Source organism: Brevundimonas sp. CURTG3B2_SDJG (assembly GCF_057364705.1).
The window spans coordinates 1-14,826 of sequence record NZ_JBNFOJ010000044.1; the positions used below are offsets into that span (position 1 = coordinate 1).

19 protein-coding genes are annotated in these 14,826 nt (G+C 68.5%); 4 read left to right on the forward strand and 15 right to left on the reverse strand.

Annotated elements, in window-relative coordinates; genetic code table 11:
- The first annotated feature begins 235 nt into the window (after positions 1–235).
- Entirely contained in the window at positions 236–820 is a 585-nt protein-coding gene (locus AC2W7C_RS04615; protein WP_486000389.1) for a PAS domain-containing protein, read from the forward strand.
- Here AC2W7C_RS04615 and AC2W7C_RS04620 read toward each other — a convergent pair.
- Positions 793–1,320, reverse strand: coding sequence for a gamma carbonic anhydrase family protein (locus AC2W7C_RS04620; protein ID WP_486000390.1), 528 nt, complete (start codon positions 1,318–1,320; stop codon positions 793–795). The two genes, AC2W7C_RS04615 and AC2W7C_RS04620, sit on opposite strands and share 28 nt — an antisense overlap.
- A gap of 341 nt (positions 1,321–1,661) precedes the next feature.
- Between AC2W7C_RS04620 and AC2W7C_RS04625 the strand changes: the two genes are divergently transcribed.
- The gene (locus AC2W7C_RS04625) at positions 1,662–2,453 is read left to right on the forward strand and encodes a PhoH family protein (protein WP_486000406.1); all 792 of its coding nucleotides are present in this window, start codon (positions 1,662–1,664) and stop codon (positions 2,451–2,453) included.
- Positions 2,454–2,510: 57 nt separating this feature from the next.
- On the opposite strand, the gene AC2W7C_RS04630 is transcribed toward AC2W7C_RS04625, so the two are convergent.
- Positions 2,511–3,401, reverse strand: a complete 891-nt coding sequence (locus AC2W7C_RS04630; protein WP_486000407.1) for a cation:proton antiporter — start codon at positions 3,399–3,401, stop codon at positions 2,511–2,513.
- Positions 3,301–3,747 (reverse strand): cation:proton antiporter domain-containing protein, encoded by a 447-nt coding sequence (locus AC2W7C_RS04635; RefSeq protein WP_486000391.1) that lies wholly within the window; start codon positions 3,745–3,747, stop codon positions 3,301–3,303. The genes AC2W7C_RS04630 and AC2W7C_RS04635 overlap by 101 nt, the downstream gene beginning before the upstream one ends.
- 164 nt (positions 3,748–3,911) lie before the next feature.
- Between AC2W7C_RS04635 and lspA the strand changes: the two genes are divergently transcribed.
- The gene (lspA, locus tag AC2W7C_RS04640) at positions 3,912–4,418 is read left to right on the forward strand and encodes a signal peptidase II (RefSeq protein WP_486000392.1); all 507 of its coding nucleotides are present in this window, start codon (positions 3,912–3,914) and stop codon (positions 4,416–4,418) included.
- A gap of 61 nt (positions 4,419–4,479) precedes the next feature.
- Entirely contained in the window at positions 4,480–5,046 is a 567-nt protein-coding gene (locus tag AC2W7C_RS04645; RefSeq protein WP_486000393.1) for a DUF3035 domain-containing protein, read from the forward strand.
- Between the two features lie 59 nt (positions 5,047–5,105).
- Here the strand turns inward: AC2W7C_RS04645 and AC2W7C_RS04650 are convergent, their stop codons facing one another.
- From AC2W7C_RS04650 to AC2W7C_RS04705, 12 genes are all read right to left on the reverse strand, one after another.
- Positions 5,106–5,975, reverse strand: coding sequence for a DMT family transporter (locus tag AC2W7C_RS04650; protein ID WP_486000394.1), 870 nt, complete (start codon positions 5,973–5,975; stop codon positions 5,106–5,108).
- Positions 5,976–6,102: 127 nt separating this feature from the next.
- A complete protein-coding gene (ssb, locus tag AC2W7C_RS04655) occupies positions 6,103–6,582 on the reverse strand; it encodes a single-stranded DNA-binding protein (protein ID WP_486000395.1) in 480 nt (159 codons plus the stop codon).
- Between the two features lie 153 nt (positions 6,583–6,735).
- A complete protein-coding gene (locus AC2W7C_RS04660; protein ID WP_486000396.1) occupies positions 6,736–7,164 on the reverse strand; it encodes a hypothetical protein in 429 nt (142 codons plus the stop codon).
- Complete coding sequence (locus tag AC2W7C_RS04665; RefSeq protein ID WP_486000397.1) at positions 7,164–7,625, reverse strand: hypothetical protein; 462 nt, start codon at positions 7,623–7,625, stop codon at positions 7,164–7,166. Before AC2W7C_RS04665 ends, AC2W7C_RS04660 begins: the two co-directional genes overlap by 1 nt.
- Positions 7,626–7,914: 289 nt before the next feature.
- Positions 7,915–9,837 carry a hypothetical protein gene (locus AC2W7C_RS04670; protein WP_486000398.1) on the reverse strand — a complete coding sequence of 641 codons (1,923 nt, stop codon included), beginning with the start codon at positions 9,835–9,837 and terminating at the stop codon, positions 7,915–7,917.
- A complete protein-coding gene (locus tag AC2W7C_RS04675; protein WP_486000399.1) occupies positions 9,756–10,634 on the reverse strand; it encodes a hypothetical protein in 879 nt (292 codons plus the stop codon). The genes AC2W7C_RS04670 and AC2W7C_RS04675 overlap by 82 nt, the downstream gene beginning before the upstream one ends.
- A 278-nt stretch (positions 10,635–10,912) precedes the next feature.
- Positions 10,913–11,749: a flagellin gene (locus tag AC2W7C_RS04680; protein ID WP_486000400.1), complete on the reverse strand. Its 837-nt coding sequence runs from the start codon at positions 11,747–11,749 to the stop codon at positions 10,913–10,915.
- 129 nt (positions 11,750–11,878) lie between these two features.
- Positions 11,879–12,163 (reverse strand): flagellar protein FlaG, encoded by a 285-nt coding sequence (locus tag AC2W7C_RS04685; protein ID WP_486000401.1) that lies wholly within the window; start codon positions 12,161–12,163, stop codon positions 11,879–11,881.
- A 90-nt stretch (positions 12,164–12,253) separates the two neighbouring features.
- Complete coding sequence (locus tag AC2W7C_RS04690; RefSeq protein WP_486000402.1) at positions 12,254–13,084, reverse strand: flagellin; 831 nt, start codon at positions 13,082–13,084, stop codon at positions 12,254–12,256.
- 220 nt (positions 13,085–13,304) lie between these two features.
- Positions 13,305–13,427, reverse strand: a complete 123-nt coding sequence (locus AC2W7C_RS04695) for a hypothetical protein (RefSeq protein WP_486000403.1) — start codon at positions 13,425–13,427, stop codon at positions 13,305–13,307.
- Between the two features lie 34 nt (positions 13,428–13,461).
- Positions 13,462–14,304 (reverse strand): M15 family metallopeptidase, encoded by an 843-nt coding sequence (locus AC2W7C_RS04700; protein WP_486000404.1) that lies wholly within the window; start codon positions 14,302–14,304, stop codon positions 13,462–13,464.
- On the reverse strand, positions 14,304–14,576 hold the full coding sequence (locus AC2W7C_RS04705; RefSeq protein WP_486000405.1) for a hypothetical protein: 273 nt from the start codon (positions 14,574–14,576) through the stop codon (positions 14,304–14,306). The genes AC2W7C_RS04700 and AC2W7C_RS04705 overlap by 1 nt, the downstream gene beginning before the upstream one ends.
- Positions 14,577–14,826 lie beyond the last annotated feature (250 nt).

The following is a 14,826-nucleotide window of genomic DNA, read 5'->3' on the forward strand; positions in this document are numbered from 1 at the left end:
ACACGGGGCCCGCACTGGGCGCCGCCGCGTCGGCGAGCGCCGAAACCGCGAGGAAGCCCGCCGCGGCCGGCAGCCAGGTCATGATCCGCACCCCCATGGGCCGACCTCCAGATGAGTTTGCGCGGCTCGCAACACGAACGAACCGCTCCATCCGGCATCTGAACCCGAAAGCCTTGCATTTCCGTTGCGTTTTCCCGGCCCGCCCCTTGCGGCGACCCGGTCGGAGGCGGATGCGATGTTCCATCCTGATACGCAATTCCTGATCGACCGCTGGACCGTCCTGGCCCAGGCTGCGGGGGTTCGCGCCGGCGTGCCCGCCCGGGCGGCCTTCGCGCCCGAGTCGCTGGCCGCCCGCCTGCCCCGGGCCTTCCTGGTCGAACGCGTGGGCGAGACGCCTGTGCTGCGTCTGGCCGGCGGGTGGATCGAGGCCTTTCACGGCGAAACGCTGAAGAATCGCTCCCTGCTGGAGCTGTGGCGCACGGCCTCGCACTCGTTGGTCTCCGCCGCCGTCGCCCAAACCGTGCGCGAAGCTCGCCCCGTGGTGATCGCCGCCCTGGCCGGCTCGATCTCCGCGCCGATGGAGATCGCGCTGGCTCCCCTGCGCGGTCCGTCGGGACGGCCCGACATGGTGCTGGGCCTGTATGCGCCCGCTCCCAGCCTGATATTGGCCGTGGACGAACCCCGGCTGCTGACGGCGCGGGTGTCCATCGGCGTGGGCGACCCGGGACGCGCGGCCCTGGCCCTTGCTTCGGTCGCGGCCGCCGCATCGCCTGAGACTCCCCGACTTTCGGCTCAGACCGGCTTCAGGTCGGCGACGTAGCGCTTCCAGTTCTGGACGTAGTGGGCGGCCGAGGCCTTCAACGCCCCTATCTGCCCGGACTCCAGCTCGCGCACGACCTTGCCGGGCTGGCCCATCACCAGCGAATTGTCGGGAATCACCTTGCCCTCGGTGATCAAGGCGTTGGCCCCGATCAGGCAGTTCTTCCCGATCTTGGCGCGGCCCAGGACCACCGCCCCGATTCCGATGAGGGTGTTGTCGCCGATCTCGCAGCTGTGAAGCATGACCATGTGGCCGACCGTCACGCCGTCGCCGATGGTCAGGGGCTCGCCGGGATCGGAATGCAGCACGCTGCCGTCCTGGATATTGGTGTCGCGGCCGATCGTGATCGGATCGTTGTCGCCGCGGACAACAGCGCCGAACCAGACGCTGGCGCCCGGTTTCAGAATCACGTCTCCTACGACAGTCGCATTCGGCGCGACCCAGTATTCGCCTTCGGGCGGAAGCTGCGGTTTCTTGTCGCCGAGACTGTAAACATTCATCAGAACACCGCCATTTCTCAACAAAACGAGGGCTTTAAGCTCTCGTAAACCACGCTAGCATCATGATGGTGATGCGATTCGAGACCGCTATTTCGGCCCCGGATCGGAAGCCGGATCAAGCCCGGTCCGGTCAAGCCTCGGAGGACGCGCGTGGTGCGTTCGGTTCGGCGGTCCCAGTCTTCTGGGAACATCCCGCTGGAAGTCAGATCTTCCTCCGACCCGGGCGGATGCGTCGCATCCTCTGCTCTCCTCCTCCCTACCGTCGTCCGAGGCGATGCTTTTGCGGCATCGCCTTTTTTCATGCCCCCAGGCGACGCAAAGGCGTCGCCGATGTCCATGCCCTGGAGGCGTCCATGACCAAACGTGCGGCCCTGAAGCGTCAAACCCGCGAGATGTCCCGCGAGCACGGGATTCTGGATTCACGGCAGTTCACGGAGGACGCGAAGGTCCGGCGGTTGCCCACCCACGCGGGCTGGTCGCCCTATCCGTCCAACGACGATCGGGACCAGGCCTATCTGAAGACGTTGAAGCCCAAGTCGGACGGTCAGGCCGAGCTGATGACGATGATCGATCATCACAACCTGGTCCTGGCCCTGGGGCCGGCGGGCACGGGCAAGACCTACCTGGCTGTCGCCAAGGCCGTCGAGGCGCTGGAGGCCGGCAAGGTCGGCCGCATCGTCCTCAGCCGCCCCGCGGTCGAGGCCGGTGAATCGATCGGCTTCCTGCCCGGCGACATGGAGGACAAGCTGGCCCCCTACCTCCGGCCGCTCTACGACGCGCTTTCGGACCGCCTGAGCATGAAGCGGGTCAAGGCGCTGATGGCCGAGGGCCTGATCGAGATCGCTCCCATCGGCTACATGCGCGGCCGGACGCTGAACAACGCCTTCATCGTCGTCGACGAGGCCCAGAACTGCACCTACGTGCAGCTGAAGATGCTGCTGACCCGGCTGGGCTGGCATTCGACCATGGTCGTCACCGGCGACCCGCACCAATCGGATCTGCTGCCCGGAGTGTCCGGCCTGGCCGACATCGCCGAGAAACTCGCCGCGGTGCCGGACATCGGCGTGGTCAAGCTGGCCGAACGCGACATCGTCCGCCACCCGCTGGTCGCCTCGATGATCGGCGTGCTCTGATCCCAGGAATCCACGCCTGAGACGCTCCGGACGGCCCCGCCGTCCGGAGCTTTTCTTTCAGATCAGATCTCGGACGGGGACAGGCTCGACCTTGGCCGGCGGTTTGGGCTTGGCCCCCATCCGGTCGACCAGGGCGAAGACGAAGGGGTGGAGCGAGATCGACAGCAGGGCGGCGGCCAGAATCAGATCGTGCGTCTGCTGGCTCATCACCCCTTCGGTCATGCCCAGCGCGGCCAGGATGAAGCTGAACTCGCCGATCTGGGCCAGGGAGGCGGCCACCGTCAGGCCGGTCGCCTTGTCCAGCTTGAAGCCTGCGGTGATCGCCAGCGCCGCCAGCGATTTGCCGACGATGACGATGCCCAGCACGCCCAGCACCGCCAGCGGCTGGCGCACCAGGATCGTCGGGTCGAACAGCATGCCCACCGAGACGAAGAACAACACCGCGAAGGCGTCTCTGAGGGGCAGCGAGCGCTCCGCCGCATTATGGCCCAGCGGCGAGCCGTTCAGCACCAAACCGGCCAGGAAGGCGCCCAGGGCGAAGGAGTGGAACAGGTAGTAGGCGATCCACGCGATCCCCAAGGCGATGGCCAGGACCCCCAGGGTGAACAGCTCCCGGGACTTGGTGTGGGCGATGCGCACCAGCACCCAGGGCAGGACCTTTCCGCCGACGACCAGCATGGCGCCGACGAAGGCCGCGACCTTCAGCAGGGTCCAGCCGATGCTGCCGGCCAGCGCACCGCCGTCCACCGTCTCGCCGGGCTGGATCAGGATCATGGGCAGCATGACCAGGGCGATGACGATCACCAGATCCTCGACGATCAGCCAGCCCACGGCGATGCGGCCGATCTCACCCTTGTTCTGCTTGCGCTCCTCCAGCGCACGCATCAGCACGACGGTGGACGCCACCGACAGGGCGAAGCCCATCAGCAGGGCCTCGACATCGGTCATGCCCAGGGCGAACCGGCCCAGCACCCAGCCCATTCCCGTCCGCCGCGGCGATCTGGGCCAGCGCTCCCGGCAGGGCGACCCGGCGGACCTGCATCAGGTCCTTGGGCGAGAAATGCAGCCCGACGCCGAACATCAGGAGGATCACGCCGATCTCGGCCAACTGCGGCGCCAACTCGGTGTCGGCGACGAAGCCGCCGGTGTGGCCCACCACGACGCCTGCCACCAGATAACCGACCAGGGGCGACAGTTTCAGCCGATTGGCCAGCATGCCGAACACGAAGGCCAGCACGAAGCCTCCGACCAGGGTGGTGATGAGCGTGGTGGCGTGGCCGTCGGCAGCCGGCATCGGCGCTCCTGTTGCGGTGGGCGATCGGGAAGCGTCACACTTGAGGCCTTGAACGCTTCAGGGCAACCATTGATGCGTCGGCGCGACCCTGTGACGCCAACAATCCTCTTCGCGCGAGACCCCGGGACTGCTAACCGGAACCCCCTCACCTTCCAGCGAGCCGCATGAAAATCCCCCGCATCGCCTACGCCGCTTACGGCTTCGCCCTCGTCATCATCCTGATCGACCAACTGACCAAGGCCTGGGTGCTCTCCGGCCTGGACCTGCGTGAGATCGGCCGCGTCGAGGTCTGGTCTCCCATCTTCAACCTCACCTGGGTCGAGAACCGCGGGGTCAGCTTCGGCCTGTTCGGCGACGGTTCGGCGCGCTGGGTGCTGAGCCTCTTCTCCCTGGTCGTCGCGGGCGCCCTGGGCTGGTGGGCGCTGAGGGCGGATCGCCGCCTGCTGATCACCGCCATCGGGTTCATCATGGGCGGAGCGATCGGCAACGTCATCGACCGCATCCGCTTCGGCTACGTCGTGGACTTCCTTGATTTCTCGGGAACCGGCGTCTTTCCGTGGGTGTTCAACGTCGCCGACAGCGCCATCACCGTCGGGGTCGTGCTGCTGGTCCTGGACAGCATCCTATCCGAGCGGGCGGCCAAGGTTGGCCTCGCCGCCGAAAAGTCGTAATCAGCCGCTTCCACTAAGGGTTCACGCGCGCGCCGTCCGGCGCGCCGCACCGGGATTGATCATGCGCCTTCGCAACGCCGCCGTCTTGACCCTCGTCGCCGCCTCGGCGCTCAGCCTGGGGGCCTGCTCGGGCCTCCGCCAGAGCATCGGCCTGACCAAGGTCACGCCGGACGAGTTTCTGACCGTCTCGACCGCTCCGCTGACCGTTCCGCCGGAATATGGCCTGCGCCCGCCGGCGCCCGGCCAACCGCGCCCGCAGGAGCTGGCTCCGGAATCGGCGGCCCGCCAGATCCTGCTGGGGCAGCGTCAAGCTGTGACCCGTTCGCCTGGCGAGCAGGTCCTGGTGGCCCAGGCCGGCGGCGATCGCGCCGACCCGCTCGCGCGCTATGTCGTCGACGACGAGTTCGGCGATCTGGCGCACAAGGAAGAGAACTGGGCCAACCGCATCCTGTTCTGGCGTCGTGACGACGACGCCTCTCGCGCCCCCACCACCACTCAGACCGCCGAGGGCGCGGTCACGATCGACGCCGCCAGCGAGTACGCTCGCCTGCAGGAGCTGACCGGCGGCCGCGGCGGCATCAGCATCACGCCGCGCCGTGACACCGGCTTCAAGCTGCCGGGCCTCTAGCGGCCGCAGAGATCATGAGGAAACGCCCCGGTCGCGATGCGGCCGGGCGTTTTTCTTTGTCAGGCCTTGGCGGCGCCCGCCCTCAGGCCCCGCTCGGCCAGCGCCACCAGCGCCACGCCGCCCATCGTCAGCGCCGCGCCCGCCAGGATCTGCGGCGTCAGCACGTCGCCCATGAACGCCCAGCCGATCACGATCGACACCAGCGGCGTGGCCAGCAGGTACGGGGTCACCCGCCCCGCCTCCCGCTTTTGCACCAGCCAGAAGACCAGGGTGGTGGCGATCACCGAGGACACCAGCCCGGCCCAGACGACGCAAGCCCAGACCAGGGCGTCGGCGTCCCGGAGCGCCTCCATTTGTCCGGTCTCGAAGACGGCCGAGGCCAGGCCCAGCGCCGGCAAGGCGACCAGCGCCAGCAGGCCCTGCATCTTCAGAGGCGGGATCGAGGTCGTCCGCCGGGCCACAACGGTCGTCAGCGCCCAGGCCGAAGCCGCGGCGACGCCGACCAGGATAGCCTTCCAATCGGCGATGGCGTGCGGGTCCAGGGTCATCCACGCCACGCCCAGGAAGGCGACGCCCATGCCGGCCAGGGCGGGTTTGGACAGTCGCTCGCGCAGCAGCAGGAAGGCGAACAGGGCGGTGAACGGAACCCAGAGCTGGGCGGCGACGGACACCGGGCTGACGTCCTGCGCCAGCCAGAACGCCAGATAGATCAGGCCATAGTGAAGCGGCCCGCCCACCAGGACGATGATCAGCAGGCTCTTCCAATTGGGGAACGGCGGGCGGACGAAGCCGATCAGGCAGACCGCCGCCAGGCCGAAGCGCAGCGCCCCCATCAGCAGGGGCGGCAAGGTCTCGGTCGCCAGCTTGGCCGCCGCGTTGTTGACGCCCCAGATCACCACCACCGCCACGATGGCGGCGATCTCGACCAAGGAAAGGGGGGTGTTCGGTTTGTCGGGCGTGATCACGCGACCGGGGTAGCCCGACCGTCGGCGGCGCGCGAGAGGCGCGGCCGACACTTCACATTTCAGACTGTGGCTGATCTGTGCAAGCGGACCGTCAGAACGGAATGTCGTCGTTCAGGTCGTAGCTTTCGCGCGGGCCCGAAGGCTTGTTCGCCCCGCCGGTCGAGAAGCCCGAGGAATAGTCGTCGTCGCCTCCGCGCGGCGCGCTCGAACCGCCGCCGTCCCGGCCGCCCAGCATGGTGAGCTGGCCGTTGAAGCGCTGGATCACGACCTCGGTCGAGTATTTCTCGACGCCCTGCTGATCGGTCCATTTGCGGGTCTGCAGCGAGCCCTCGACGTAAACCGTCGAGCCCTTCTTCAGATAATTCTCGGCCACCTTCACGATGTTGTCGTTGAAGATGACGACCCGGTGCCACTCCGTCTTTTCCTTGCGCTCGCCCGTCGCCTTGTCACGCCACTGCTCCGACGTCGCCAGCGAGAGGTTTGCGACCTTCTCGCCGTTGTTCAGGGTGCGGATCTCCGGGTCCTTGCCCAGGTTGCCCACCAGAATGACCTTGTTGACGCTGCCCGCCATCACCGAGCTCCTTTTCTTGTCCGTGGCCTGACGCGCTTCGCGCTGTCCTAGGCCGGTCTAATAGGGCGTCCCGCCGCCGCATGCGACGGGAAGCCGCCTTTGGTCCACACCCTAGTGGACCAAGACTAGATGTTCCAGCTTTGTTCTACAACTTCACTGGGCAGGCGCGGACGCCGCCGGAGCCGCTGCCCCGCCGTCCACCTCGCGCTGAATGGCGCCCGGGATGGCCAAACGGCCATCGCCCGTCCGGGCCAGCGCCATGAACCGCGCGCCCTCCAGGGTCTTGCCGAACGAAACGCCCGAGCGGTCGATGAAGATGAACTGGCCTTGGTAGGCCCCGATGATCTCACGCCGGCTGCCGCCCAGGCGGAGGAAGCGAAGGCGCATCTCTTCCAGCCGGGCGGCGCAGAACTCGATCTGGGGCTGGTTGTCGGCGACGACGTTGAAGCGCGGCGGCTCCCCTTTTTCGCCGAGTTGCACGGCGTAGCAGACGCCCCGGTCGAACGGAGCCTTGGTGGTCTGCTGGCAGGCCGAGACAGCCAGGGCGCCGGCGACGAGGGCGAGACGGACTGAGACGCGCATCAACGGAGCCCCGGGAATTGGCAGCTGCGGTCCTGCTCGGCCAGCGTGCGGAACCGGTTGTGATCGGGCGACTGCTCCACGCGGCGGGGGACCAGACGCAAGGTCGTTTCGCCCCAGCTTCCATACAGCGCCTCGCCCGGCCGCACGCAGGTGCCGGAATAGAGCGCCTGGACACAGGCGTTCAGCGACATGTTCGACGACAGCATCCGCCACTCCGATCCGGTGTAGCGCAGGCACTGCCCGCCCGCCGAGGCTTGCTGGGGCGCGGACTGGACGGGCTGGGTGGATTCGACCGGCGCCGCCTCCGGCTCGATCTCCGCCACCTCGACCGGCGGAGCTTCGGGCGGAGGCGCCAGCGAGGCCGTCGGAGCCGCCGCCAGATCACCGGTGGCGTCGACACCCACGTCCAGGGCGTCTGTCGCCAGCCCGTTCCGGCGCGCGCAGTCGGCCAGGGTGGCCATGCCGACGAACTGCCGGCGACGTAGCAGCGCAACTCCCGAGTGGGCTCCAGGCTGGGCGCGTCGGCCACATCCACCGTCAGACCGCCCTGAGCCGCCGGCGGCGGCGGCGGATCACGGTCGCGTCCTCCCGACATGACCAGGGCGATCACCACGGCGGCGAGGACCGCAAGGCCCGCGCCGATCGCGATAAGGATACGATTGTCCTGAGGCATGAGCAGCTCGCGTGGATGGAGCGCCCAATAACCCCGTCGGGCCGGGCGGCGTCAACGGCCTTCCTGGCCGCCCCGTCCTAGCCGGTCAGTCTGGCCAGGGCCGCCTGGTAGTTGGCGAGTTGCGCGGTCAGATAGGCCGGGGCGCTGCCGGTGATCGGCGGCGTGTTCGATTCCGGGGCCAGGGCGCGGTAGGCGTCGCGAATGGACTTCATGGCGGCCTGCAGCTTCTCGCCTGCGGTCTTCACGGCCGCCGCGTCGCCCAGGTTCAGCGTGGTCGGCAGCCCCATGCCGAAGGTCTTGGTGACGTCCTCGCCGGTGCTGAGGCCGACGTAGCCCTGCGACAGGCCCAAGCCCGCCAGCGCGTCCCGCCCTGTCTCGCCCGCCGTCAGGACGGCCCCCTTCACCCCGTCGCGCGCGACGATGGAGAGCCGCTGGAAACCGGTCCTCAGCGCCGTCGCCAGATCGCCCGGCTCGCCCGCCTTGGCGGATTCCGAGGACACGGTGACCTTCAGCTTCATGTTCGAGGCCTGCTCGATCTTGCGGGCCAGCGTCTGGAGCGTGTCGCGCGCCTCGATGGTCACCGCCACCGCCCGCCCCCCATCGGCAGGGGATACGTAAAAGCGGTCGCCGACCCTGAGCGACGTGGCCGCGGTCAGGGATTTCGACGGGCTCTGGTCGATCTCGCCCTGCGGCAGGCCCAGACGATCCAGCACGCTGGCTCCGCCCGAGGCCACGGCCAGGGTCAGCGGCGAGGCCTGCCGGCCGTCTCCCTCCCAGTCCCTGCGCCACTCCACCGCGCCCGTCAGGCCGTCGATCCGCGTCAGATAGGCTTTGGTCGGATCGGTCGCCTTAGCCCCTTCGGGCCGGTCCGCGACGCCCGTCAGCCAGATCTTGCCATCCTGGACCTTCATGTCCGCGGCGCTGTCGTCGCCGGCCCCGCCGATGTAGGTCAGCCGGTCGGCGGCCGAAGCCGTCAAGCTGCTGTCGACCACGGCGACAAAGGCGTCCTTGCCGCCGTGGTGGGCGGTCGTGACGGTATCAACGTCCAGCGCGTCGTTCCGGGTCGTGCCGCTCAGAACCAGCTTGCCGTTGGCCATTGACAGGCCCGCGATCTCGCCGCTCGCCTCGCCCAGATCGCGGGTCGCCGCCAGCGTCGGGCGGCCGTCCGCCGCGAGAGTGAATTTCCTCAGGACGATCCGCCCATCCTCGACGCCAGCGGAGTAGAGATTGTTCCCGTCCACCACCACCGCGTCCACGCCGTCGGTTCCGGCGGTTCCAAACTGGGCCGCGCCGGCCGCCGTGGAGACGACGGGGGCGTATTTGTGCGCCTGGGTTTCGCTGAAGGCCTGCACATAGCCGTCCCAGCCGCCGGCTCCGACCGCTCCCGGCATAGCGGATTGCGCCCGGCCCGCAACATAGACCGTCCCGTTCGGGCCGAAGCTGACCGAGGTCGCCTGGTCCGCTGCTCGGGCGCCACGACGCTGGGTCCAGACCTCCTGGCCTTCGGCGTCGAACACCGTCACGAAGCTGTCTGCGACCGTGGCCACGTCGCCGGTCTTGCCCGGCTCGAGCGCCCCTGTGACCGAACCGGCCACTGCGACGCGGCCGCTGGCGTCGATCGCGATGGCGTAGCCGCTCGCGGTCGATGCGGCGCCCAGGGCCTGGGTCGTCACCACCCGTCCGGCGGAATCGACCTTGATCAGGGCCACGTCTTTCTGCCCCTTGATCGGCTGGTTGCCGGGGCCTTCCTTCAGGTCGGCGACCAGCCACAGCGAGCCGTCGGGGCCGGTGGCGCTGGCGCGGACGGTCTCGACGCCCTCGGGCAACGCTGTCTGCGAAGCCCGCCCGTCGACCCATTGGGTCTCGCCGACGCCGGCGATCGGCGCCGGCGCCGTCCCGCCCGTGTCGCTCTGGAACTTCAGCAGTTGGAGCCCGCCCGCCGTCCCCGAGTTCTGCACCACATAGACGGCGTCCGCCTTCTGGGCCGGAACGAAAGACACGGTCTCGGTGGAGACGCCCCGGACCACCAGGGCGAACTGATCGGGCCGGCCGGCATGGTCACCGTCTTGCCATTGACGGTCATCGTCTTGGGTTCGGCCTTGACCAGTTCGCGGCCTAGCCGCGTCTCCAGCCCCTCGGCCTCCAGCTTGCCGTTGATGTGTTCCAGGACCTTGGTCAGCGACCGCGGGGTCGCGCCCATGTCGGCCAGGTCGATCGCCACGGTCTTGGTGCTGTTGTCGCCCTTCTTGATGGTGATGCTGAAGCGGACATCGCCCTCGAAGGCCGGGCTCAGCGCGTCGGGCGAGCCTTCGTGGATCGGGCCGGTCACCGAGACGGCGCTATCGCGCGGCACCGCGGCGCTGGACTTGCTGGTGGACGAGGCGACCCCCTGGACCATCCGGATGCCGTTGAAGTCGGCGCCCGGCAGCCATCTCGAGATTTCGGCCATGCCGGCGGCGAACCGCTTGTTCAGCTGGGTCAGTTCCAGCGCGTTGACGCCCTTGGTCGCCGCCCGGTTGGCCAGCGCGTTCATGCTCTCCAGGCCCTGGTAGAGGGCGAACAGCTTCTGATAGTCCGCCGAAGCGCCCTTCACGTCCAGCTGGGCCGCGCCCTCGTTGATGAAGGCCCGGCCGCCCAGCGCGGCGCGCAGGAGCGCGCTCTGTTCGGGCGTCTTGATCGAGGTCGACCAGGGCGGCGTCGGCTGGGGTTTGGCCTTGGCCGAATTGGGCGTGGTCAGCGGCGACGGCGCGGGCGCCGTCCCTCCGAAAAGCCCCAGAAGATAGCTGTTGTTGATCAAGGCCGGCTCCTGAATGGCAGTGTGACGGCAGGGCCGTAACGAGGCCTTAACGTCAGCGTCCGGAGCGACTCGTGGCGCGACTCAGGGAACAATGGTCGTCAGCGCCCGTTATCCGCGCGCTGGATGCGGAGAAGACCCCGGATGAACGCCTTGGTCAACGCCCTGAAATCCTTGCTTTCCCTGTACGGCCTCGGCCCACGCGGCGCGCACCGCCGGCGGCCCGGACCGGTGTACATCGGCCATTCAGGACGCGGCCGGCCGGCCTGAGGGCCGACCGATCAACCGCCTCTGAACAGCGACAGGATGATTTGCGGCGCCTGATTGGCGATCGAGAGGGATTGCGCGCCGAGTTGCTGCTGCACCTGCAGAGCCTGCAGCCGCGCGCTCTCCTTGGCCAGATCCGCGTCCACCAGGTTGCCGATGCCGGACTCGAGCGTATCGACCAGCTTCGAGACGAAGGTGTTGTGGGCCTCGATCTGCTTGGCCTGGGCGCCGATTTCGCCCAGGGCGGCGTTCAGCTGGGTGATCGAATCGTCCAGCCGGGTCAGCGCCTGGGTCGCGCCCGTCAGGGTCAGCAGGCTGTCGGACATGGTCAGGTCGATCACGCCTCCGCCGAGCGTCAGGTTCTTCGCCGTCAGGGTGACGAAGGCCGAGGCATCGGCGTTGGCCAGGAAGCGGATGCCGTTGGTCAGGGTGCCGTTCAGGATGTTGCCGCCGTCGAAGGTGGCGTTGTCCACCGCCGAGGCGATGGCCTTCAGCAGGGCCTTGAAGTCGGCGTCCAGAAGCTGACGGGACTGAGTCTTGAGCGAAGAGTCCTTCGCCGCCGTCACCTTCTCCTTGAGCTGGTTCAGCAGGTCCGAGACCGATTCGCCGGCCGACAGCGCCACGTCCGCGATCGAGGTCGCGCGGTCCAGGCTTTGCTTCACGGCGCTGAGCGCCCCCACGTCGGCGCGCTGGTTCTGGGCGATCGCCCAGATGGCGGCGTTGTCCTTGGCCCCCTGCACCTTGAGGCCCGTCGACACGCGGCTCTGGACATCGGCCAGACGCGAGTTGGTCGTGCTCAGGTTCTGCAGCGCGATGGCGGCGGAGGTGTTGGTGTGGACGCTGTTCGTCATCCGACTCGACCCTTCAAGGTTTGGGTCAAGCTAGGGTGCGAACCGTGCACACATGGTTAACGCGCGATAACCACGGCTTTTAACCGCGCGGATCGCTCCTGCGCGGCGTTGGATGGGTCGGCGCCGTCTTCAGGCCTTGGTGTCGATCACCGAGCCGGCGCTGTAGGAAACCGCCCGCATCAGGTCGACGACCTGTTCGCGGGGCATCTGCTTGACGACTTCGCCGGTGACCCGGTCCAGCGTCTTGTAGATGAACGAACCCGCCAGCGGCCCTTCCTCGATCACCAGGCGATAACGGGCGGCCTCGTCGGCCTCCTGTTGCGCCCGGGAATCATGGAAATCGCCGCCCGCGGCGGCGTTGGAAGGCTGGACGGGGGACGCGGCTACTGGAGCGATCTTCGCATTGTTTTGCATGTCTCCGGCCGACGCCGTTCGAGCGGCGGCTCCCTACGAAGGGACGGATCGGTCGGGCGGGATCCGGAGATCCCGCCCTTCCGTCGATCCTTAGCGGAACAGTCCGAGCAGGATGGAGGTCGAGGAGTTGGCGATCGACAGAGCCTGCACACCCAGCTGTTGCTTGGTCTGCAGCGCTTGCAGTCGGGCGCTTTCCTTGGCCAGATCGGCGTCCACCAGGTTGCCGACACCGGCGTCCAGGGTGTCCTGGAGCTTGCCGACGAAGGTCAGGTGGGTGCCCAGCGACTTCGAACCGGTGCCCAGACGGGCCAACGAAGCCGACACGCCGGCGATCGAAGCGTCGACCGCCGCCAGGGCGGTGTTCGCCGCCGTGGTGGTGTTGATCTGCTGGGTCGACGACAGGGTCACGATCGAACCCGAGAGGCTCATGTTCTCGTCGTTGATCGTGATCGTCGAGCCGGAGACGTTGGCCAGAGCCTTGAAGCCGGCGGTCGCGGTGCCGTTCAGCAGGTTGATCCCGTTGAACTCGGCGTTGCCCACGACGGTCGCGATCTGGTTGCGGATCGAGACGAAGTCTTCGTTCAGAGCGTTGCGAGCGGCGGTCTTCAGCGACGTGTCCGTCGCGGCCAGGGCCTTTTCCTTCAGCTGGACCAGCAGGTCCGAGACGCTCTCGCCGGCAGCCAGGCTGACGTCCACGGCCGACTGACCGCGGTTCAGGCTGTCCTTGACGGCGTTCAGGGCGCCGATTTCCGCACGTTGCCCCTGGGCGATGGCCCAGATGGCGCCGTTGTCCTTGGCGGACCCGACCTTCTTGCCGGTGTTGATGCGGGATTGAACCTGCGAAAGTTCGCTGTTGGTGACTTGCAGGTTCTGCAGGGCGATCATCGCGCCCACGTTCGTGTTAACGCTGTTCAGCGCCATGGCACGTAGTCCTTCTTTCAAGGTGTCCGACGCCATTTTGGCTGCCGGGAGCATTTTGCTCGGTCCCCTCGCAGCAAGGATGGGACCATCCGCCGATCCGGCATGCCAGACCAGGGACCATTGATTTTCCTGCGTTAGTTCCTGTTAAGGACGTCGTGAACTCGGCAGATTCTGCCGAGTCCGGGCAAAAGTTGCCGGGTCCGGGCGGCAGGACTTGCCGTCAGCGGGCCTTCCGGCCGGCCTCCGCGCGCCAGCGGTCCTGCAGGGCGCGTTCGGCCGTCAGCGTCTCCACCGCCAGCGCCCGGGCCGCGTCGCACTGCGCCAGCGCCGCCCCGCGCTCCATGTAGGCGGATTCAAGATCCGCGATGGCCGGACGTTCAGGCAGCCGCGGCAGTCGACAGGAGATCGCCGCCGCCGCCGGGATCGGCAGTCTCGGAGGCGGCGCAGACGCCGGGACGGAGGCGGCACAGCTCGCGATCATGAGCGCGCAGGCGATCAGCGCGGTCGGGCTCCAGGGGATATTGAGCGTCATCGGCGTTCCTCGCCTGGGCCTGGGCCGCCGCGGTCGCCCGCGTCAGCTCCAGGGATTGTTGTTGATGATCCTCCAGGCGACGCGCCTGGGCGGCGGTCCCCTCGGCTTCCAGCCGCTTGGAGACAGCTTCGTCCACCGCCGTTGCGGCCCGCCGTTCGGCGGCGTCCAGTCGCCGCTGGGCGAGGTTGAACGGGTCCCACCGCAGGCCCAGCCCGTGACCGGCGATCGCCAGCACCACCGCGGCCGTTCCGGCCAGGACCAGCCAGCCCAGCGGCGTAAGCGCGCGCAGCAGATCGCGCGGGCTCACGGAAAGGCCTTTCGGTCGAGCTCGAAGTGGGGGCCCGTCCCGCAGGGTCGGCCAGTCGCCGCCCCAGACGATCGCCGTGCCCTGCCGCGCCGCTGCGGCCTTGAAGGCCGCCGCGATCCGCGGATACAGCGGCCAGTCCCAGCGCACCTGGCCGTCGACCAGCGCGGCGACGTCCACGGCATGTCCCGTCAGGTGGCGGGAGTTCTTGGTGCGACTGGCCCCGGCGCGCACCAGGGCCGCCTGCCGTTCGGGCGTGCGCAGGCCTTCGGTCACCATGAAGTCCACCGGCGTCAGCGCGGCGGCTTCCTTCACCAGCGCCACCAGCCGGGGGTGAACGCCGGCCATCCGCTTCAGCGAGCGTTCCGAGAGCCGGTATCCCATCACCGGATCTCCCCGCGGCCATCGCGCAGCAGCGCCAGGCTCGCGATCAACTGCTGGGCGGTCGGCGCGACCAGATAGAGCACCAGCGTCAGCGCCAGCAGCCCCATCAGGGCCCGGGCCAGCTCGGGCGCCGCGTCCGGTGGAACCATGGCGATCAGCCGGTCCAGCAGCAGCCAGGCGCCGCCGCTGGTCGTGAACACGTACAGGCGCCGCCATAGCCAGCGGCCTTCCGCCAGGCTGGGGGGCGAAGGGGGCGATGCAGGATCGCTCATTGATCGTCCTCCGTTTCGAAAAGGGGCGCGCCACGCTGACGCCAGCCCGGGCGCCTTCGGCGTACAGCTCTTCAGGAGTCAGCCAGCGCGGGGTCTCCAGGACGTCGTCGTCCAGCAAGGCGGGTTCTGCGGGGTTGCGGGCCATGACGCTCAACCCTGAGCCGTCAGCCAGACGAGGCCGACCGCGCCGGAACCGCCCATCCCGCCGCCATCGACGCCCGCCCCCGCCGCCGCCGCCGCCCCGCACCCC